General features: G+C 34.9%; 24 protein-coding genes. 5 read left to right on the top strand and 19 right to left on the bottom strand.

All coding sequences use genetic code 11. From position 1 onward, the window contains the following. Positions 1-449 precede the first annotated feature (449 nt). Both AB1279_RS02295 and AB1279_RS02290 read right to left on the bottom strand, forming a co-directional pair. Positions 450-716, bottom strand: a complete 267-nt coding sequence (locus AB1279_RS02295; protein ID WP_429753207.1) for an ArsR/SmtB family transcription factor — start codon at positions 714-716, stop codon at positions 450-452. Between the two features lie 155 nt (positions 717-871). Next, entirely contained in the window at positions 872-1,759 is an 888-nt protein-coding gene (locus AB1279_RS02290; RefSeq protein ID WP_429753206.1) for a thioester domain-containing protein, read from the bottom strand. A 194-nt stretch (positions 1,760-1,953) separates the two neighbouring features. On the opposite strand from AB1279_RS02290, the gene AB1279_RS02285 reads away from it, so the two are divergent. Then, on the top strand, positions 1,954-2,562 hold the full coding sequence (locus AB1279_RS02285) for a DedA family protein (RefSeq protein WP_429761280.1): 609 nt from the start codon (positions 1,954-1,956) through the stop codon (positions 2,560-2,562). Positions 2,563-2,778: 216 nt separating this feature from the next. Here AB1279_RS02285 and AB1279_RS02280 read toward each other — a convergent pair whose 3' ends face one another. The 3 genes from AB1279_RS02280 to AB1279_RS02270 all read right to left on the bottom strand — a co-directional run bounded on the left by AB1279_RS02280 (position 2,779) and on the right by AB1279_RS02270 (position 4,897). After that, positions 2,779-2,901, bottom strand: a complete 123-nt coding sequence (locus AB1279_RS02280; protein WP_230574650.1) for a DUF4023 domain-containing protein — start codon at positions 2,899-2,901, stop codon at positions 2,779-2,781. Positions 2,902-2,972: 71 nt separating this feature from the next. Then, positions 2,973-4,367, bottom strand: coding sequence for a DUF4179 domain-containing protein (locus AB1279_RS02275; protein WP_429757699.1), 1,395 nt, complete (start codon positions 4,365-4,367; stop codon positions 2,973-2,975). Continuing rightward, positions 4,337-4,897 (bottom strand): sigma-70 family RNA polymerase sigma factor, encoded by a 561-nt coding sequence (locus AB1279_RS02270; protein ID WP_429757698.1) that lies wholly within the window; start codon positions 4,895-4,897, stop codon positions 4,337-4,339. The genes AB1279_RS02275 and AB1279_RS02270 overlap by 31 nt, the downstream gene beginning before the upstream one ends. Before the next feature lie 256 nt (positions 4,898-5,153). Between AB1279_RS02270 and AB1279_RS02265 the strand changes: the two genes are divergently transcribed. Further along, positions 5,154-5,465, top strand: a complete 312-nt coding sequence (locus AB1279_RS02265; RefSeq protein WP_154711262.1) for a heavy metal-binding domain-containing protein — start codon at positions 5,154-5,156, stop codon at positions 5,463-5,465. A gap of 100 nt (positions 5,466-5,565) precedes the next feature. Here the strand turns inward: AB1279_RS02265 and AB1279_RS02260 are convergent, their stop codons facing one another. From AB1279_RS02260 to AB1279_RS02225, 8 genes are all read right to left on the bottom strand, one after another. After that, complete coding sequence (locus AB1279_RS02260) at positions 5,566-7,089, bottom strand: HAMP domain-containing sensor histidine kinase (protein WP_429757697.1); 1,524 nt, start codon at positions 7,087-7,089, stop codon at positions 5,566-5,568. After that, positions 7,073-7,774: a response regulator transcription factor gene (locus tag AB1279_RS02255; RefSeq protein WP_429757696.1), complete on the bottom strand. Its 702-nt coding sequence runs from the start codon at positions 7,772-7,774 to the stop codon at positions 7,073-7,075. Before AB1279_RS02255 ends, AB1279_RS02260 begins: the two co-directional genes overlap by 17 nt. Before the next feature lie 19 nt (positions 7,775-7,793). Further along, on the bottom strand, positions 7,794-8,426 hold the full coding sequence (locus AB1279_RS02250; protein ID WP_429757695.1) for a DedA family protein: 633 nt from the start codon (positions 8,424-8,426) through the stop codon (positions 7,794-7,796). A 16-nt stretch (positions 8,427-8,442) separates the two neighbouring features. Then, entirely contained in the window at positions 8,443-9,003 is a 561-nt protein-coding gene (locus tag AB1279_RS02245) for a class I SAM-dependent methyltransferase (RefSeq protein ID WP_429757694.1), read from the bottom strand. 206 nt (positions 9,004-9,209) lie between these two features. Next, positions 9,210-9,545 (bottom strand): heme oxygenase, encoded by a 336-nt coding sequence (locus tag AB1279_RS02240; protein WP_429757692.1) that lies wholly within the window; start codon positions 9,543-9,545, stop codon positions 9,210-9,212. Positions 9,546-10,352: 807 nt separating this feature from the next. After that, positions 10,353-10,871, bottom strand: coding sequence for a PadR family transcriptional regulator (locus AB1279_RS02235; protein WP_429757691.1), 519 nt, complete (start codon positions 10,869-10,871; stop codon positions 10,353-10,355). Positions 10,872-11,061: 190 nt separating this feature from the next. Continuing rightward, the gene (locus tag AB1279_RS02230) at positions 11,062-11,904 is read right to left on the bottom strand and encodes an aldo/keto reductase (protein ID WP_429757690.1); all 843 of its coding nucleotides are present in this window, start codon (positions 11,902-11,904) and stop codon (positions 11,062-11,064) included. A gap of 35 nt (positions 11,905-11,939) precedes the next feature. Beyond that, the gene (locus tag AB1279_RS02225; protein WP_429757688.1) at positions 11,940-13,133 is read right to left on the bottom strand and encodes an MFS transporter; all 1,194 of its coding nucleotides are present in this window, start codon (positions 13,131-13,133) and stop codon (positions 11,940-11,942) included. A gap of 347 nt (positions 13,134-13,480) precedes the next feature. Here AB1279_RS02225 and AB1279_RS02220 point away from each other — a divergent pair, with 347 nt between their 5' ends. Continuing rightward, complete coding sequence (locus AB1279_RS02220) at positions 13,481-13,861, top strand: winged helix-turn-helix transcriptional regulator (protein ID WP_429757687.1); 381 nt, start codon at positions 13,481-13,483, stop codon at positions 13,859-13,861. Positions 13,862-13,979: 118 nt separating this feature from the next. Here the strand turns inward: AB1279_RS02220 and AB1279_RS02215 are convergent, their stop codons facing one another. Further along, complete coding sequence (locus AB1279_RS02215; RefSeq protein WP_429757686.1) at positions 13,980-14,720, bottom strand: SDR family NAD(P)-dependent oxidoreductase; 741 nt, start codon at positions 14,718-14,720, stop codon at positions 13,980-13,982. A 119-nt stretch (positions 14,721-14,839) separates the two neighbouring features. Between AB1279_RS02215 and AB1279_RS02210 the strand changes: the two genes are divergently transcribed. Further along, on the top strand, positions 14,840-15,658 hold the full coding sequence (locus tag AB1279_RS02210) for a LysR family transcriptional regulator (RefSeq protein ID WP_429757685.1): 819 nt from the start codon (positions 14,840-14,842) through the stop codon (positions 15,656-15,658). Between the two features lie 4 nt (positions 15,659-15,662). Here AB1279_RS02210 and AB1279_RS02205 read toward each other — a convergent pair whose 3' ends face one another. The 3 genes from AB1279_RS02205 to AB1279_RS02195 form a co-directional block, all read right to left on the bottom strand. Beyond that, complete coding sequence (locus AB1279_RS02205; RefSeq protein ID WP_429757684.1) at positions 15,663-15,839, bottom strand: hypothetical protein; 177 nt, start codon at positions 15,837-15,839, stop codon at positions 15,663-15,665. Between the two features lie 564 nt (positions 15,840-16,403). Next, positions 16,404-16,739 (bottom strand): zinc ribbon domain-containing protein YjdM, encoded by a 336-nt coding sequence (locus tag AB1279_RS02200; protein WP_429757683.1) that lies wholly within the window; start codon positions 16,737-16,739, stop codon positions 16,404-16,406. 116 nt (positions 16,740-16,855) lie between these two features. After that, positions 16,856-17,014: a XapX domain-containing protein gene (locus AB1279_RS02195; protein WP_429713855.1), complete on the bottom strand. Its 159-nt coding sequence runs from the start codon at positions 17,012-17,014 to the stop codon at positions 16,856-16,858. Positions 17,015-17,437: 423 nt separating this feature from the next. On the opposite strand from AB1279_RS02195, the gene AB1279_RS02190 reads away from it, so the two are divergent. Continuing rightward, positions 17,438-17,551 carry a YjcZ family sporulation protein gene (locus AB1279_RS02190; protein ID WP_429753188.1) on the top strand — a complete coding sequence of 38 codons (114 nt, stop codon included), beginning with the start codon at positions 17,438-17,440 and terminating at the stop codon, positions 17,549-17,551. Between the two features lie 154 nt (positions 17,552-17,705). Here AB1279_RS02190 and psiE read toward each other — a convergent pair whose 3' ends face one another. Both psiE and AB1279_RS02180 read right to left on the bottom strand, forming a co-directional pair. Further along, a complete protein-coding gene (psiE, locus tag AB1279_RS02185) occupies positions 17,706-18,110 on the bottom strand; it encodes a phosphate-starvation-inducible protein PsiE (protein WP_429757682.1) in 405 nt (134 codons plus the stop codon). Positions 18,111-18,444: 334 nt separating this feature from the next. Beyond that, complete coding sequence (locus tag AB1279_RS02180; RefSeq protein ID WP_429757681.1) at positions 18,445-18,813, bottom strand: YxeA family protein; 369 nt, start codon at positions 18,811-18,813, stop codon at positions 18,445-18,447. Positions 18,814-18,954 lie beyond the last annotated feature (141 nt).

The following is an 18,954-nucleotide window of genomic DNA, read 5'->3' as shown; positions in this document are numbered from 1 at the left end:
TTTCCTCACATAAGTTAAATTATAATTTGAAATCGTTCAAAAAACAACAATTTTCGACAAAACATAACAACTACACATTTTTACCTCGCTAATTCTTTGTTTTTCTTATAAATACTCAATAATACTATCACTTGCATAAAAATAATCCATGTCACATTTTCTGACATGGAAATATAATTCACATAAAAAAGCGCAATTCTTTCTTGAAAGAATTGCGCTTTTTTATGGTTTTTTTCTTTTCTTTTCTCTATTATTCGGTTAACAGCCTAATATTTTATTACGAAATATTTTAGGATCTACAATAAACTATTAGAATGTTAAAAAATAGCGTTAGAATGAAAAAACAATCGGAATGTGTTGTATCTGGAACCTTCAAAAAATTATTTTAGGGGCTTTACGTCTTTTACAAAAGTAGTGAGTTCCACGGAGTCAAAAAAATACTATTTTACTTAAATAAGGTTTGCTACTATCGTTTTTGTACGATCATCCACTACTTCATAATAAATTTCTAATCCCTTTCGAGTACCTGCAACGACTTTAGCAGCTTTCAACTTAGATAAATGTTGACTAATTGTACTTTGAGGCATTCCTAATTTTTCATACATTGTTGTTACATTCGTAGGGCCTTTTGTAAGCATTGTTTCTACTAAGCATAAACGCACAGGGTGTGCTAATACCTTTAATACTTCAGCAATATCTTCATATTTTTCTATCATTTTCCTTATCTCCTCTTTATATATAAATATTTTGTTTATAGCTTTCCTCTATACTATTCGAAAGAACATACGATTTTATGTCCGTCGTTTTTTAAAAAATTTTAGAAATTAAAAATCCCAACGTTCACACTAACTCGAAGCGTTGGGATTTGTTATTATCTTTTATTTTTAGAAGGTGCTGGTGCTTTCCAATTTACTAACAAGTCAGGACTCGTTTTCTCTTCTCCTCGTTCTACAAGAACTGTTGCATCTTGGATTGCAGGAGTACCTTTATATTTAATAGCTTGTAACCTCGAAAGGTTTGCAACAACTTTAAAGCTAAATTCCCCTGCTTTTGTTGCTTTTGGAATTAGAACACGGAATTTTTCACCTACGTTAAACTGTGTTTTTGCTTCGCCATTTTCATTCACAAACTTTACGCCTTCAGGGGCGTTCGTTGCTTGCACTTGATACGTGCCTTTTGTTGCATTTGTTTCCACTGTATACAAATCAGTTTCAAAGAAATCATTTTTTAACGTTGCTGTTTGCTTTTCTGTTGGAGTCACATTCATCGTAATCTCTTGCACTTCTGTGCTGTTCTCCGCATTTGTAACAATTTCTCTCATTGCTTTTCCTACATTTTTATTGCGATGATCTAAATCATTGATATCGATTTGCTTCAGCGCATTCCATACAGCTAGCTGCGTTGCATAATGTGCTTCTTCCCAAGTTGATACACCGAGCTCTTGCGGACTTTTTACCGGATATCCATTGAGTAATACACGGTATACCCCAATATCTGCTTTTCCTATTTCAGGTAAATCCTGACCGCTTGGTGATTTTAAATGTACATTTAAACAGTAGGCAATTTTTCCATCTGCTGTTTTAATAAGCTCAGTTCGAATTGGTTTCTTTAAAGACTTACTATAACTCCAATCCATTTGATACTTCGTATGATCCATTACTAGTGCAAATGCCTTTCCAAGTGGAAAAACAAAACTTGAAACAATAATTAACACACTCACTAAGGCAATCCACAACTTATACGGTTGTTTTAAAATCATGTTTACAGCCCCTTTTTAGATTATAATAAAAAATAGCAAATTTAATATGGTTAGTATTTAATTGCGGGACGTTTTTATACATGCTATTTCTTATAAATTAAATGATCCGTATAGTAATGATTGCATGTAATTAGGTGAAACTAAGAAGAATACATAGTAATTCTTAATGCATATGAGACGGACGGTGATTACAAATAGAACAGCACTTAACTTATTTCATTTCCCATTATGGATATTTTGGACTGATTATTGCTTTAGTTGGAGGAATTATCGGCTTACCGATACCCGATGAAACTTTGTTAACTTTTGTAGGGTATTATATATTTCAAAAAAAGATGATATTTTCTCTTGCCTTACTAACTGCCTGGTTTGGCTCTGCAGTTGGGATTACGCTTAGTTACATATTAGGAAAAACACTTGGACTTCCCTTCTTAAGGAAATTTGGCCCTAAACTGCACATTACAGAAAATAAAATTGCCCGGACACAAAAGCTCTTTCAAAAAATTGGTCCACCTTTATTGGTTTTTGGTTACTTTATTCCGGGAGTTCGGCATGTTACTGCCTATTTAACTGGTATCTCCCGTTTGAGCTTTCGAAAATTTTGCCTTTACGCTTACACGGGAGCACTCATATGGAGTTTCACTTTTATTAAATTAGGAATGGTATTCGGGAAAGATTGGCATCTGATCGGTCATTCTATTCACCGTTACGCTTTTATCTTAGTAGTTGTATTACTCGTTCTCGCACTTTTCGTTTTGCTATATATTCGCAGTAGAAAAACAAACACTAAGCGCTGCACATAAAGTGAAACTTCCATCAGTGGGGGGATGAAAAGCTCTCACCAATCGGGCGCATGCCAGCAGTTGTCTCCCACCTATCTTCTTTGTTTTCTCGAAACCTTAAGGTGGGAGTCTTACTGCCCTAAAGTAGCGGGATAAAATTCAGAAAGAAAAAAGAAATTAAAAACAAAGAAAAAACACCTCCTCAATACGGAGGTGTTTTTCATAAACTTTTCGTAATTATTTATGTGTTTTATTCGGCTTTTTTTTGCCTGGATTCCCGTTACCTTGGCGCTTTTTATTTCTTTCAGCTTTCTCCTGTGTATCGTGCAATTTCTCTAAAAAGTTACTACTGTTGTCCACTAATGTAGCCTCCTTGATTATCGTTCCTTTGTTACTATAACCAATTGCACGTAAAATCATGAAGGATCGTTTTACTTTAATTTAATCTGAACTGGCGGCAATGTTTTCTCAGGGTGATACGATGACATATCCACTTCTAATACATAATCCTTTAAGCTGAAATTTTTCACGCCATATTTTCCGTCCAATTGGAACGTTGCTTGAAATTGCAGTTTTTCCTTATCTAACACTTTCACCGTGCTTCCCTTTACAATATGACCAATCGGTGCAAATTCCTTATCTATATACGCAGAATCCATTACATTCATAACTTCACCACGATTCATTAACTCATCCATAGATATACGCTTTGTATCCACATTTTGAAGTGTGTACTGCACGATTAATCGGCTGTTCTTATGTTGAATTTTATTCACACTAATTTTGAAATCACTACGTGTACTCTTAATTTCAAATGGTGTTTTTTCATCCAATTTCACAATTGCTGGTTTTTCAGATAAAAGAACAAGAGGATATAATGTAATAAATTCTGCACCATCAGGAATTTTTCCGAAAATAGAACGTTCTTCAGATTCTACATGATCACCTACTTTTTCTCTGCCAAATTTAATTCCTGAACTGGACAAATGAATTTCTTTTCCTTTGTCATCTGTTATTTTGCGAATTTGTGCTAAGTCGTTCTCTCCTGCAAGCGGATAAATCGCTTTGTAGTCAATCGTCGTTGCTCCTTTACCAATTGTAATATTTTCAAAGTGAAATGTATGCTGCTGATCCTCACTGCTAATGGACTGCTGCAAGTTAATCTTTTTATTCTCTAATTGCTTCACAGGGATATCAAATTTCCAGAACCCTTTTGTTTCGCCAATAGATGTAATCGTAATTGGCAACGTTGTATTTGGGGGTAATTCTTTTTCTGGATAATTAATACGGATATTACCCAGCCAGCCATTTTCCGTTCTCCTCCCAATCCATGAAGCGGAACTCTGCCATTTCCGACTCCCATCAACAAGTTTAAAATTATAATCAAACTCATTAGCAAAAGTCTTTCCCATCTTTACTTTTTCAGGATTATCCACTTTAAATATGATACTAATCCGACCGCCATCATAATAAACGCTTTTCATCGTTACACTAACACCATTGCTCACTGCTTGTTGATTCAATTCTGTTATAAGTTTACTTTCTGTGAGGTCTTGTCCCATCGTATCATGAAAATAATCATACACTTTCCCTATAAGCGGAACTTCTGCTAATACACGATTCATTTGCGGAAAAACAAATCCTGAACCTAGTACACACATACATACTGATGCTGCAGCTAACCATGCAATCTTTCTTCGTTTATCTTTTCTTTTTACTGGTTTTTCTTGTTGGGCCCTATTCATACCTTTTGTTATAGCAATATGTAATTCTTCCCGAGGAACTTCGATTTTGTTTATTTCATCATTAAACCACTGTTTATCCAATTCTCATCACTCCCTCCTAATAATTTCTTTAATGATTTTCTCGCTCTATGTAAATACGTTTTGACGGTTCCTTCAGGTACATGCATATGCCAAGCAATTTGGTTTATCGGAAGATCATAATAATAATGTAAAATAATTACGGTTTGATAATTTTCATTTAATTGTCCAATCGCTACTTGTAAATCAATGTTTTGCTCAATTTGGTTTACCTTGTTCCGTTCGTCTCCGTAAGCAGCAGATTCCCTGCTATCTTCTAATTTTTGAACCTTCTTCTTCTCATTCAACAACTGATAAGCATTATGCATTAAAATACGCGTCAACCACGTCAGAAAAAAGTTGGGTTGCTGTAATTGATTTAAGGATAAGTACGCTTTATAAACTGTTTCTTGTACGATATCTAATGCATCTTCTTTGTTTTGCACATACATATAAGCAGTTCGATATAATTGGTCCTGATGGAGGTTAATGAGCTGTTCAAACGCTGCAGCATCACCTTTTTTCGCTTTTTTCACTAATTTTATTTCATCCATCTTATCCCTCCTTCCACTTATTAGATAGAATATGGAATGTTTTGGTTTCAAAAATTTATATTTTTTTATTTCTACATTACTATACAAGAAAACGCCTCAAGAAAACTTGAGACGTTTTTTCATCAGAATAAAATGAAACCTTACGAAACTGTCACCTTTATGTAAGAGAATTAGATAGTTACTTTACTGTTTCAATGTAATAATAAAAGCATAAAAACAATCACAAATTTTTAGAGATTATAGGAGAGTGTCGGTAATGATCGTAACAACAACTTCTGTTATTCAAGGAAAAGAAATTATTGAGTATATTGATATCGTAAACGGTGAAGCAATTATGGGAGCAAATATTGTACGTGACATATTCGCTTCTGTTCGCGACGTTGTCGGCGGCCGTTCTGGTGCATATGAAAGTAAATTGAAAGAAGCACGTGATATTGCAATGGAAGAAATGAAAAGTCTTGCGAAGCAAAAAGGCGCAAATGCAATTGTCGGTATCGATGTAGACTACGAGGTTGTTCGCGACGGGATGTTAATGGTTGCTGTAAGCGGTACGGCTGTGCGTGTGTAAATATATGTAAGAAAAAGCATCTCATTGGAAGTTGAGGTGCTTTTCTTTTTTATAATCATCCGATTCATGATGGTTTTCCATCAATTGATACGAAGAACAATTATGTTTCCGCTACAACCGGCAATACAATAATAAACCGAACTATTCCATTCTCATATTCTGCTCGAATTTCTCCGCCCTGCATCTCAACAATACTTTTCGCAATTGCAAGACCAAGTCCCGACCCTTCTGAGACCCTACTTCTCGATTGATCCTTTTTATAAAAGCGTTCAAATACGTTCTCAAGCTCTTCTTTTGTAAATTCTTCACTATGATTCGCAACAGAAATGCAAATGTTACGCCGCTGCTTTTGAAGTGAAACTGCAATTTCTCCCTCATCTTTACTATACTTAATTGCATTCATCAATAAGTTATCAAACACACGGACGATTTTTTCCGAATCCAAGGCAGCGTATAGACGTTCTTCAGGAAATTCTTTCACAAACGAAAGATGATGTTCTTCTGCTTGTGGTACAAGTTCTTCGATTAATTGATCAAGAAGTTCGTTTACACATACTTCTTGCTTTTCTAATGTGATTTTCTCATTTGTTAGCTTTGTGTACTCAAATAAATCTTCTATTAAATTCTTTAACTGCTCTGACTTTGAAAATGCGATTCTTACATACTCATCATATTGTTCTTTATTTTCATATTTGGCATCTCTAAGTAAACGTAGATATCCCATAATAGAAGTAAGCGGTGTTCGCAAATCGTGTGATACATTTGTAATCAATTCACTTTTTTGCTTTTCAATTTTCCGTTCTTTTTCAATATTCATCCTAATCTCTTCTGCCATATGATTAATATTTTCTGTTAATAAAGCCAGTTCATCTTGTCCCTTTTCCTCAATTCGATATGCTAAGTTTCCTTTCGCGATTTCTTTCACCCCTTGCGCCATCGCTTCAATCTGTTTCATCTTTCGCTTCGTTATATAGAAGAAAGAAAAAATGAATACAATAACGCCAATAAGAAATGGAAAAGGTCCTTCTGTCGTGTTATATATAACATCTCCTCTTGGAATGCCGCTCACGAACATATATAAATTTTTACCTTCAATTGTAACTGGGTAAAAAGTGATAAATTCTTTATGCAAGTCCTCAATTTCTCTTGAACCACTATTATCAATTGGACGGTTAATAGCAAAGGACATCACATTGCGAATGGTATCATGCAGGTTGATTTGTTCTTCCTGTGCTTGTTTTGTTTTATACAAAACCTTACCTGTTTCATCCGTAACTAGTACTTTTAAAGCATGCTGACTATGTTCAGCTTTTTGGTTTTCCATATCAATCATGCTTTGCAACGCATCTACTGTATTTTCTCTCACTATGGTCTCTGCTGTGCGCTTTGCTTCGTCATTAATTTGCTCCATACCACTTCTATAATCAATTTCTGCATGTTGATTAGCCCTTTCAAAAAATGGAGCGGATAATCTTGTTACAAAAAAACCTAACAATGCACAAAAAATAAACGTAGTAATTAATTGAATTCTAATACTTCGGCGAACATGATGATTTAAAACTTTGTTTATTAACCCTATTATTTTTTTATTCACATAATAAAATGGTTTAAATATCTTTCTCAATCTTATAACCCACTCCCCACACTGTTTTTATATAACGAGGTTTCCTTGGATTTTCTTCCGTCTTCTCACGGATATTCCGAATATGTACCATTACAGTGTTATCAGATTGAAAAGGCTGTTCATTCCATATTCGCTCATAAATTTGATCCGCACTAAATACTATCCCGCGATTTCTGGCAAGTAACTCTAAAATCGAAAATTCCCTCGGTGTCAATTTCACTTCTTCCTCTGCAACAATCACCTCATGTGTTGCAACATTCATTTTCATATCCCCGATTTCAATTTCATTTTCATTTTGTATAAAGCCTCCGCTCATTTTCATATATCTGCGAAGCTGCGATTTAATTCGTGCAATTAATTCTAATGGATTAAAAGGCTTTGTTACATAATCATCTGCACCAGTTGTTAATCCTAAAATCTTGTCCATGTCTTGTGTTTTTGCAGATAACATAATAATCGGCATCTCAGCTATTTCCCGTACTTTCATACACATATGAATACCATCTACTTTCGGCATCATAATATCTAATACGACTAAGTGCACTTGATGTTTCTTTACTAGCTCTAATCCCTCTGCACCATCCCCAGCCTGTAATACTTCATACCCCTCATTTTTCAAATAAATGGTAATGAGGTCCCTAATTTCTTTTTCATCATCTACGACAAGTATTGTTTCTTTGCTCACAATAGCCCCTCCAACATTTTCAGCCTATCAAATCTTTAGATTCCTTCGATTCTTTACCTACAACTATCTGTTCTTTTCGCTGTCTATATAAATAAGAAGTACCAAATGCAATCGCAATAACTACTCCAAAAAACACGCCATACTTAGTTGTGAGTTCTACAATACGCTCTATGTTTCCTCCAAAGATAAATCCAATTATAAAGTATAACAATGTCCAAACAAATCCTGTAACGTATGAGTACTTGGCATACGTTTTAAATGGCATATTATTGATTCCAACTAAATAAGGAACAATATGTCTCACTACTGGTATGAAATAGCTTGTTACCAATGCATAACGTCCGTATCTATTCAGTAGTTCTTGTGATTTTAAAAGATACTTCATCTTCTTCTTTTTCATAATTCTATCAAGAATTTTCGAGCCAAACATTTTCCCAAGTATATATCCTAAAGATAGCCCTGACACAACACCCAAATACGTTAGTATAAAAGCTGGAATTGGTTTTAATATACCCATCGATGAAACAAATCCACCGCTCATCACAACCATTTCATCAGGAATTGGCATCCCAATAATCCCTAACCATAAACAAAAAAACAAGGCACCGTAACCGTAATGTTGAATATATAATAACAATTCATGTAAGTCCATTCGCTACAGTCCTCCCTTATTCTTTTCCGCAACAAAACACATAAGCTGGCGGGAAATTGAACCATACCTTTTTAAGTGATATCGCTGGAAAGAACTTCTGGATAAATGCTTTCTTTACAAGCGAATATTGAAATGTGATGAATTCACCATTCTCTTGTAATGCTTCCATAACATTGCTTAAAATACGCAATGATACTTCCACCGGTAAAGAAGTAAACGGTAATCCAGATAATACATAGTCGATTTTTTCTATATTTAGCTCTTTGATGTACGTTTGAATATTTTCAGCCGATCCATGTACAACAAAAACGCTTGGATCATCCTCAAACTGTTTCTGTAGATCTTTGAAAAACACTTCATTAATTTCAATAAGAATCAATTTGGTATGTTTCTTTTTTCTCTTCATTATTTCTTTTGTAAAAGATCCTGTTCCAGGTCCTAATTCGACAATATATTTCGCTTCTTCAAAGTTGATAGCATCCACCATTTTTTTCGCTAATATTTTCGAGCTCGGAGCAATCGCCCCAGTGTTTTTCGGGTGCTTAATAAATTCAGTTAAGAATGTAATGAATTGCATAAAATATCTCCTCGCTTAATCACTATTGTGTAAGATGACTCTAAGTATAAATATTGTTTCTTAACAAATAGCGAGGAGGTTTCTTAAGATTTTCTTAAGAAAATGAAAATGTCCCAAAACGAAAAAGATACTACTTTTTCGTTTTGGGACACACATTTAAATAATAGAATAGGAACGGATACATCCATTCCTATAAAAAAACATATTTACTCAGAAATTGCCTCCATTACACCTGCAACTTCTGCAACAATAATTTGGTTACCTAAAATCGGTGATTCTTGCTGTGCTTCGTGAGAACCTGGCTCTGGTCTTTTATGTGATTCTTTAAAAGCATCACTATTTCTCCAGTTCGTAAAGCTGTCCATGCTTTCCCAGTACGTGTTTACACTGATTTCATCATGCTCAGGTAAGTTTTGTGTAATTAAAACTTCAACTTTCACAAAGCCTTCCATTTTTTGTAGTGCACCTGGGCGAGTAAATGCTGGAGCCATCTTTTCTGCAAATCCTACTTTTGTTTTAATTCTGTTTGTAACAACGATCATCTTCAAAAACCTCCTTAAAGTTTGGAAAAACTTCTTTGAATTGAATATCTACATTACATATATACTTTTTTCATTAATCCTAATGCTAGAATGATCTCTGTTTCTACTTTCTTGGTAAATAACACTTAGCTTACTCTAGTTTACCGTCTTTCATTCGGTAGACTTTGTCACAGTATTCAAGCATGCGTTACCATAATGGTTACTTGATTTCTAAAATTTACTTCTTTTACGATAGTTGGACGACTTCATAGACTCTCTGAATATCAAGGCTTACTTTCAATTTATCTACTAGAATAATAGAATGACTGTCCATGACAGTACGAGAAATAATGTAAGTCACCCCTTTAGTTTTAAAATAATTAGTCACACGTGACTAATTAAGGTTATTATATACACAACATTCTTATTAGTCAACTGTGACTAATAAGAACATGACTATAAATTATATCGTCATATTTAGCAACGGGATATGCAGCAAAAACACTCACATAAATAAAGTGAAACTTCCTTTCATGAATGCTTTTTTCATGAAAGGTTAGTTGAACCAATCGGGCTTTTACGGGCAGTTATCCCCCACCTATCTTCTTAAGAAAAGCGGAAGCGGCTCGCTCAGAATCGCAGGACGTTGGAGCACCCGACAGAGAGGCGCTTTTTGCCTCGTCCGAGGGGGCGAAACGACCGGAGATTCTAGCAGCTAGAGCTGGACAATGCCTCTCTCCAATTCTTGAGGTGGAGGTCTTACTGCCCGTTAATGCGGGATAGCAAAAAAGAACCTGCTATACAGAGGTTCCATTGCCTTTAGAGCATTTAAATTTTAGAACTAAGCGTTTGAATCGCTTTTTCAAGAAATGCAATTTCTGCTTCTAACATTGTTATTTTATGCTCTATTGCCAGATTGACTCCAATCCTCATCTCATGAGCTGGAGTTTGTTTAAACATATGAATGAACTTCCTATTTTTATTTAATCGTTCCTCTAGAGCAGGCAACGATTTTTCTAATGGAAGAAAGTCAATAAACATCAATCCTATATCACCTTGATAGTTAACACTCTCGGCTGATGATAAGTTGTCCAATAACAATTTGTAAAAATATTGCTTACCATTTTCATTAATAGAATATACTTTGCGGGATGGTCTGTTTCCTTCTTGCTCCAATTGAACATCAATGTATCCCTTTTTATGAAGTTTATCTAAAGTTGCATAAGCAGTAGGCTTTTTCATATCTGTAACTGTACTTAAATTTCTTTCAATAAATTCATTAATTTGATATCCATGCTGACTTTGGCTCATAAGCAAACCAAGCAGGACGAGCGAGCGCTGTTCCATAGAAATCATCCTTTCTAAACCATATTATAGCTGATGATGTAAATGAGAACTAGACAATAACTCAATTATCATATTATGAAAACTCCCGCACTTATCTCTTTGCAATCTTGAAGTGCGGGTTCTTCATGTATCCCCTTAGATGCTTAACATGAGCAAAAGTGACACAGATAACTCCTAATAGTTCATTACATTAAAAATCAAAATTATCAGGATCTGGACCAACACGATGATCCTCATTCAAATCATCAATGCGTTTCATATCTTCTTCCTTTAACTCAAAATCAAATACATCTGCATTTTCAACAATTCGATGCTCTTTTGTAGATTTCGGGATGGTTATAACGCCATTTTGTAAATCCCAGCGTAAAATGACCTGTGCAACAGATTTGTTATAGTTGTTAGCAATTTCTTGAAGAACTTCATGATTAAGTAATTGTCCTTGCATTAATGGAGACCAAGCTTCTAACTGAATGTTATGTTCCTGACAAAATGCTTGCAGCTCTTTTTGCGTTAAGCGCGGATGGTACTCTACTTGGTTCACCATTGGTTTAATCTCTGCATCTTTCATTAAGTCTTCAAGATGATGGATTTGAAAATTACTTACTCCAATCGCTTTTACTCGTCCTTCCTTATAAAGGGTCTCTAATGCTCTCCACGCCTCTTTATATTTCCCTTCCACAGGCCAATGAATCAAGTATAAATCTAAATACTCTAGTCCAAGTTTATCTAAACTTGTCTCATAAGCAGCAATTGTGGACTCATATCCTAAATCTGCATTCCAAACTTTTGATGTCACGAATATATCTTCTCTAGAAATATCCGCTTGTTGTATTCCTTCACGAATCCCTTGTCCAACTCCTTCTTCATTTCCATAAATCGCTGCTGTATCAATACTGCGGTAGCCATGTGTAATCGCTGTTTTTACAGCATTCACTAACTCAGGACCTTCTTCTACTTTAAATACTCCAATGCCAAACCAAGGCATTTTTACACCGTTATGCAAAGTTGTTTTATCTTGTAAATGTTTTATCATTATAAATAAGCCTCCTAATTATGAAAGAAAATTTTCTATGCTGCACGTTTTTGATCGTTTTGTTCCAGCGTTTTGCTCCACCCTGTTAAAATCACAGCTCCTAAAACCATTAATGCTCCAATCCAAGGCGTATAAATGAGCCCAATCGAATCTGTAATTACACCACCTAAATAAGAACCAATAGCAATTCCAGCATTAAATGCAGCAATATTAATTGCAGATGCCACATCTACTGCACTCGGCACAAAACGTTCAGCTAACATCACGACATATACTTGTAATCCTGGTACATTCATAAACGCTAATAATCCCATTAAAATGATTGTAATAAGACCAGCTATCTTAAATGGAGCTGTGAACGTTAAAATAAAGAGCACAACCGCTTGTACAATAAACATATAGAATAATGCACGAATCGGATTCCGGTTCGCTACTTTACCGCCAATAACGTTACCGATTGCAATTGCTACTCCATAAACGAGTAAAATAATAGTAACAGCCCCTGCCTTAAACCCGGTTATCTCTTGTAATAATGGAGATAAATACGTAAAGACAACGAATGTACCCCCATAACCTAAAGCTGTAATAATGAATAAAAGAAGTAAACGACCGTTTGTAATCAAAGTAATTTGATCACGAAATGTTGTTTGATTCCCTTTTCGCAAATTAGATGGAACAAGAATACTGTTTGCAATGAAAGCAATGATACCTACTACAACAATCACTATAAAAGAAGCCCTCCAGCCAAATTGTTGTCCAATAAATGTACCGATTGGGACACCTGTAATAGTTGCTACTGTGAGTCCTGTGAACATAATCGCAATCGCACTTGCTCGGCGATTTTCTGGAACTAACTCAGCGGCAATCGTAGAGCCTATTGACATAAATACACCATGTGAAAACGCTGAAACAACACGAGCAACTAGTAACAAACTGATACTTGTTGCACTTGCAGCAATGCTATTTCCAACAATAAAGACAATCATAATCCAAAGTAATAAGGATTTACGCGACATACTGGATGTTAAGGAAGTTAAGATAGGCGCTCCAAATGTCACCCCTAAAGCATATAAAGAAACAGTTAATCCCGCTGTTGTAACAGTAACGTTTAAATCTTGCGCAATAAGTGGTAATAATCCTACACTAATAAACTCTGTTGTTCCGATTGCAAAAGCACTTACAGCTAATGCCAATAGTGCCAATGTACTTCGTTTTTTATCTAAATTCATTCTTCCTCCTCCTCATTTTCTTGTTGTATCGTTGTATCCTTGTATCGTTCTATCTCATCTAAACAAACTATATAAAGTGAAACCTCCATCCCCCACGGATGGTTAGTTGAACCAATCGGGCTTTTACGGGCAGTTACCCCCCACCTATCCTCTTCGTTTTTCTCTGCATCTTGAAGTGGGGGTCTTACTGCCCGTTAATGCGGGATAAAAACTATATGGTAAGAATTCGCCGGCAAATGTTATTATGGAGTATAGGAGAAATAAAGAAAAGTACGTACTTTTAAGTAATATAGATACTAAAAAGTTATATAGGCACCAAAAAGTACCTATTAATTAGGAGGCAGAACATGGAGAAAAAAAAGTACAATATTTCCGTAGAAGCAACACTCGAAGTAATAGGAGGAAAGTGGAAATGTGTGATTCTTTGTCATCTTACTCATGGTAAAAAACGCACAAGTGAATTGAAACGTCTTATGCCAAACATTACACAGAAAATGTTAACGCAGCAATTACGTGAGTTAGAAGAAGATGGCGTCATCAATCGCATCGTTTACAATCAAGTGCCGCCAAAGGTGGAATATGAACTAAGTGAATATGGATGGAGCTTACAAGATATTTTAGACTCTCTATGCACATGGGGAGAAAGACATATTACGAAAGTATATGGTGATAAATTTGCTGTCTTAGAGGACAATATTTTAAACGAGAAACTGAAACAACAAAATTGAAAATACACATACGAATTTCAATGTTCCGCTTTGTAACGTGAATGTTAGGAACATCTATAATGAAAAACATCCTCTTATACATGAAGTAAGAGGATGTTTTTCATTATAAACTACAACTTCAAAGCGTCTGTCCGTTATCAATTGTAAATATCTGTCCTGTAATAGACTCTTGAGTCAATTGAAACAAGATCGCCCCTGCAATCTCATCAGGTGTTGAAATTCTTTTCAGCGGTATGTTTCCCGCAAGTTGATGCATCTTCTCTTCATTGTCAGCCCACCATCTCGTATGAACTGCACCAGGGGCGATACTATTCACCCTAATCTCAGGTGCAAGTGCAAGTGCTAACGATTTCGTCATCGTGTGAATAGCTCCTTTTGTTGCTGCATACGGTACAGATGAACCTAGTCCCGTTATTCCGGCAACACTGCCTACGTTCACGATAGCACCCGATCCTTGTTTCTTCATATAAGGAACAACAGCCTTTACACAATGAAACATCCCTTTCACATTTACGTTAAAAAGAGAATCCCACACTTCATCCGTTACAGACTGTAAATCATCCATCGATATTTGCGCTGTTATACTTGCATTATTCACTAAACAATCTACTGTCCCAAAAGATTTCACAGTTTGCAGCACCATGTCCTCAACTTCTTTTTCTATCGCTACATTAGCTTTTAGGACGAGCGCTGTACCTCCGCGTTGTACAATTTCATCCCTTGTTTCTACTGCTTCTTTTTCCGAACGGCTGTAATTAATTACAATCTTCGCTCCTGCACCTGCCAATTTCAAAGCCGTAGCCTTTCCGATACCAGTACCGCCGCCTGTTATAATAACCACCTTATCTTTTATCTCCATTGCTCCTTCTCCTCTTCTTTTCCTATTTGTTATAATTGTATCTTCGCTCATACGAAAGGTATAATACGGAATAATGAAGGTGATATCATTTAAAATGATATCAGTGGAGGGATGTATTTTTGGAAAGTCACGATTTATGGATTTTTAAACACGTTGCCGAATTGCAATCTATATCTAGAGCTGCTGAAAAACTCGGATATGTGCAGCCAAATATAAGCCAGCGCATAAAAAGTTTAGAAGAGGAACTAGGCGTTCAATTATTCATACGTAATAACAGAGGAGTAACATTAACTGAAGACGGAAAAATTTTATTAGATTATACAAATCAAATTATGCTGTTAATGGATGAAGCAAAAACAAAAATAAACCCAAAAAAGTGGAGGGAATCTTTAATCATCGGAGCACCCCAAACGATTTCTGCCGTGAAAGTTCCGTGGCTCTTCTCTTCTTTTTTGCAGGCAAATACAAACATTGATTTAAAAATAAAAACAAACAGTAAGCTAAAATTACAAGAAATGCTTTCTTACGGAGAGGTTGATGGAATTTTTATAAACGGTACATATAACGATTCACAGTTCGAAAATGTTTACAGTTATTTTGAAAACATCGCACTCACTTCTCCAATTGAACAGCACCATCATCCAACGCTGCTTATCAATAGTGATCCCAGCTGTATATATAGAAATAAACTGTTAGATTTTGCAGAGGAACAGAATTGGAAACAACCAAATATTATAGAATTTGATTCCCTTGAATCCATTCTCCAAGCTGTTCATGCAGGACTTGGGATAAGCATCCTACCAGTAGATGTTGCAGAAATGAAGACTATTCATCACGAGAAACTACCAGACAAAATTAAGATCAATTTTATTATGAAACGCGGCAAACGAAGGTCACAAAGTTTGGAGAAGTTTATTTTGTTTTTGAAGGAATTATAGTTTTTTACTTTTTCTTTAATTTGAAACCGATAAAATAAACAAGACTAAAAGCTATAGTATACCCTAGGGATCCTAAAATGTGATCATTTGTAATTACATCTGTATGTATATATCTAACTAACAAACCAAACGCGAAGATCATAACAGCCGCTAAAATCCATAAAACGGCCTTTGATTTCATATATTTGACCTCCTCCATCTAGACGATGCATTCTAGTACAATTACATTATATGATGAATCAAGAACGTTGAATTTCTTACAAGTACGTTTTTATTTGACCATCAAGCTAATAAACAAAAAACACTATTCTCTCAATAAAGTAGCGTTTTTTCCAAACACAAGAATTCTTACAATAATGTAAGATTTTTGTTAGGCAATTCGATGTTTCCGCTTCTTAAATTCATGTAAGCTAACACTAAACCTAGAGAATACGATAAAGGAGCGGATTCTTATGAACGAAAATAAAAATTTATTATTCACCCAAATCGTTACTGGTTCTTGCTTAGGCGGTTTTGTATTATTATCTAGTATTGCTGCTTTTATAAAAGTCGTTCAGCAAGTTTTCATGTAATAGCACTTATTTTTAACAACCGCTTAAAGGAGTTAGACACTGCGATGTTTACAAACTTTTATTCTTCGATTTTCATTCATTTCAACAACATGATAAAAAAGAAAATAGATTAAAAAGGATTACCTCTTATAAACATACAAGGTAATCCTTTTTAGTTTCTAAAAATACTTTATTTATGCCTTTTTAACAAATTCCGATTTTAATTTCATAGGTCCAAAACCATCAATTTTGCAATCAATGTCATGGTCGCCATCAACTAAACGAATATTTTTTACTTTTGTACCGATCTTTACGACTAGTGAAGTTCCTTTTACTTTAAGGTCTTTGATTACTGTTACAGAATCACCATCGTTTAACACATTTCCGTTTGCATCTTTAATAACCTTTTCATCTTCACTACTTTCCGTTTCTGAACTCCACTCATGCGCACATTCTGGACAAACAAAAAGGACTCCATCTTCGTAAGTGTATTCTGAATTACATTTTGGGCAATTTGGTAAAGTTGACATAAGTTTATTTCCTCCACTCGCTATATATACTTTTATATACTGCCATAGTCTTCTTTTATTGACAACCCTACCCGGACATAACAAAAAAAGGAAGCATAAACCCGCTTCCTTTTATGCTAACCCCAAAATAATTGAACTAACTTCATCCCGCCCCATACACCAATGATTCCCATGATTGCTGAGAAAACTGGGGGTGCAGGAATCGGAAGTTTTAATAAAGTAAATATTACTCCTACAATTAATCCTGCTAAAGTTGACATAAAGATTTCATGCATGTTACCTTCCTCCTGTTTTTCTCTAATTTGTAAATTATATATGGAACCCAGATAGTTGCTAACAAAGCTTGTATTAGCATTCCCTAAAATAGAATATTTTTCATACGTGTTGAGCTACCATTTAAACAAGGAAAACATTACCAAACTCAAATTCAGGAATCTGAATTGTCACCGGGTTCTTAGTTCGATCCAGCCGCTTAGTTCAAGATAGAAATTATGAAAGTCTTTCCTCCCATTGATTATTCACGCAATAGGGGATATCAGCTTGCTTCGAAAGAACTTCAGCAATAACCGAAAAGAAAAATAACTTCACCTTGAGGACTTGCACTGTACATATGCTTATAACATATACTGAATTTGAATCTGCCGTAAGCAAGTATGTTCCCACTGTTTTATCCCCTTATTTATGAAGGAGGAGTTCATATGGGTTTTGCTGGTTGTGGTGGTTTCGGTGGCGGGTTCGCCTTATTAATTGTGTTATTCATCCTGTTAATTATAATTGGATGTAGCTGTTTTGGAGGCGGATTCGGTTTCTAGAAAAACCAACCAACTATACGTAAAGCGAAGAGTCCTATTTATAATAGGACTCTTCGCTTTATTTAATGTTATCACACCTAACGAAAAGACCCCCATCTCGATTCTCTCTGAATCTTGAGATGAGGGTCTTACTGCCCGCGAATAGCGGGATAAATTAATCTTTCTTCAAATCCCTTATATTAGAGAGATATAAAGCCACAACTAAAATGAGAATAGAGCCTGCATACAATAATGTTTCAAATGGTTCTTCATGAGAAACAATAATTAATCGAATTAGGGCCGTAATTCCTATGTAGATAAAATAACGCAGCGGAAAGTGATAATTCGATTTGAAATATTTAATAATCAATGCAATAAACTCAAAATATAAAAAGTAAACAATAATACTTTCTACTAATTTATACGGTGTGTATTTTTTTGATGAAAACACGTATTGTATAAATGTGAATGTTTCATTGATTAAAAAGATAGATAGAACAAGGGATAATATAATAAGAGCTATATTTAATATCCACTGTAAAATATTAGCGATATGATAATCGATTTTAGATCTTTGCATTTCATCTAGCACCCCTCTCTATATATAAATTATGCTAATACATTATAGCAAAACCGCTTCACGATACAAAAGGTGACAATTCATTAATTACTATACATAATTATCGAAATATGAATTGTACAATTGTTTAACTAACAGCTCTTCCTTACAACTTTAATCAGCCCCCACCTATCTTTATTGATTCTCTCTCAATCTTGAAGTGGGGGTCTTACTCTCCACAAATAGCGGGATAAATAAAACCCGAAACCTAATAAATCGGTTTCGGGTTTTGTTTTATATATCTTGATTAGCTTGATGACAATTGAGTGCGATCCTAAAAGCATCTTCTTTCCTGTTATTTCTTAAGTTTTTCCTTTGCCTTTTCAGGAACATCTTTTTCTTGTACTTCCTTAAATTCGAAAACATATTTTCCTTTTGCACGAAGTTTTAAATAAGTGTTTTCTTGAAACTCGTCTTTAGCAGCAGTTCCTACTTTAACTTCTCCTTCTTGTCCTGATTCGTCAACTCCATTTAATATGTACATATATCTACCAGGGTAACCAGGATCAGGCTTTCCTTCACCTTTAGTAAGAACATACACAACTTTTTCTTTGACAAACGGGTTTAATCTATCTATATTTTCATCAGCATTTCCAGTTCCAACAATCATGAATGCTCCCAATCCAATAATTAGACCTATGATTCCAAGTAATATTTTTTTCATCTTTATTTCTCCTTCTTTTAAACCTTTAAAATTTCAATAAGAATAAATGTACTTTATTGAAGACATCTCTAAGTATAGAGATCGTTTCTTAATAAAAAATGGAAAAATTTCTTAAGTTTTTCTTAAAGGAATAAAAGATTT

The organism is Bacillus sp. S14(2024), assembly GCF_050473785.1.
Taxonomy (GTDB): domain Bacteria; phylum Bacillota; class Bacilli; order Bacillales; family Bacillaceae_G; genus Bacillus_A; species Bacillus_A yunxiaonensis.
Note: the sequence above shows the minus strand (reverse complement) of the source record. Positions and strands in the feature narration are given on the sequence as shown.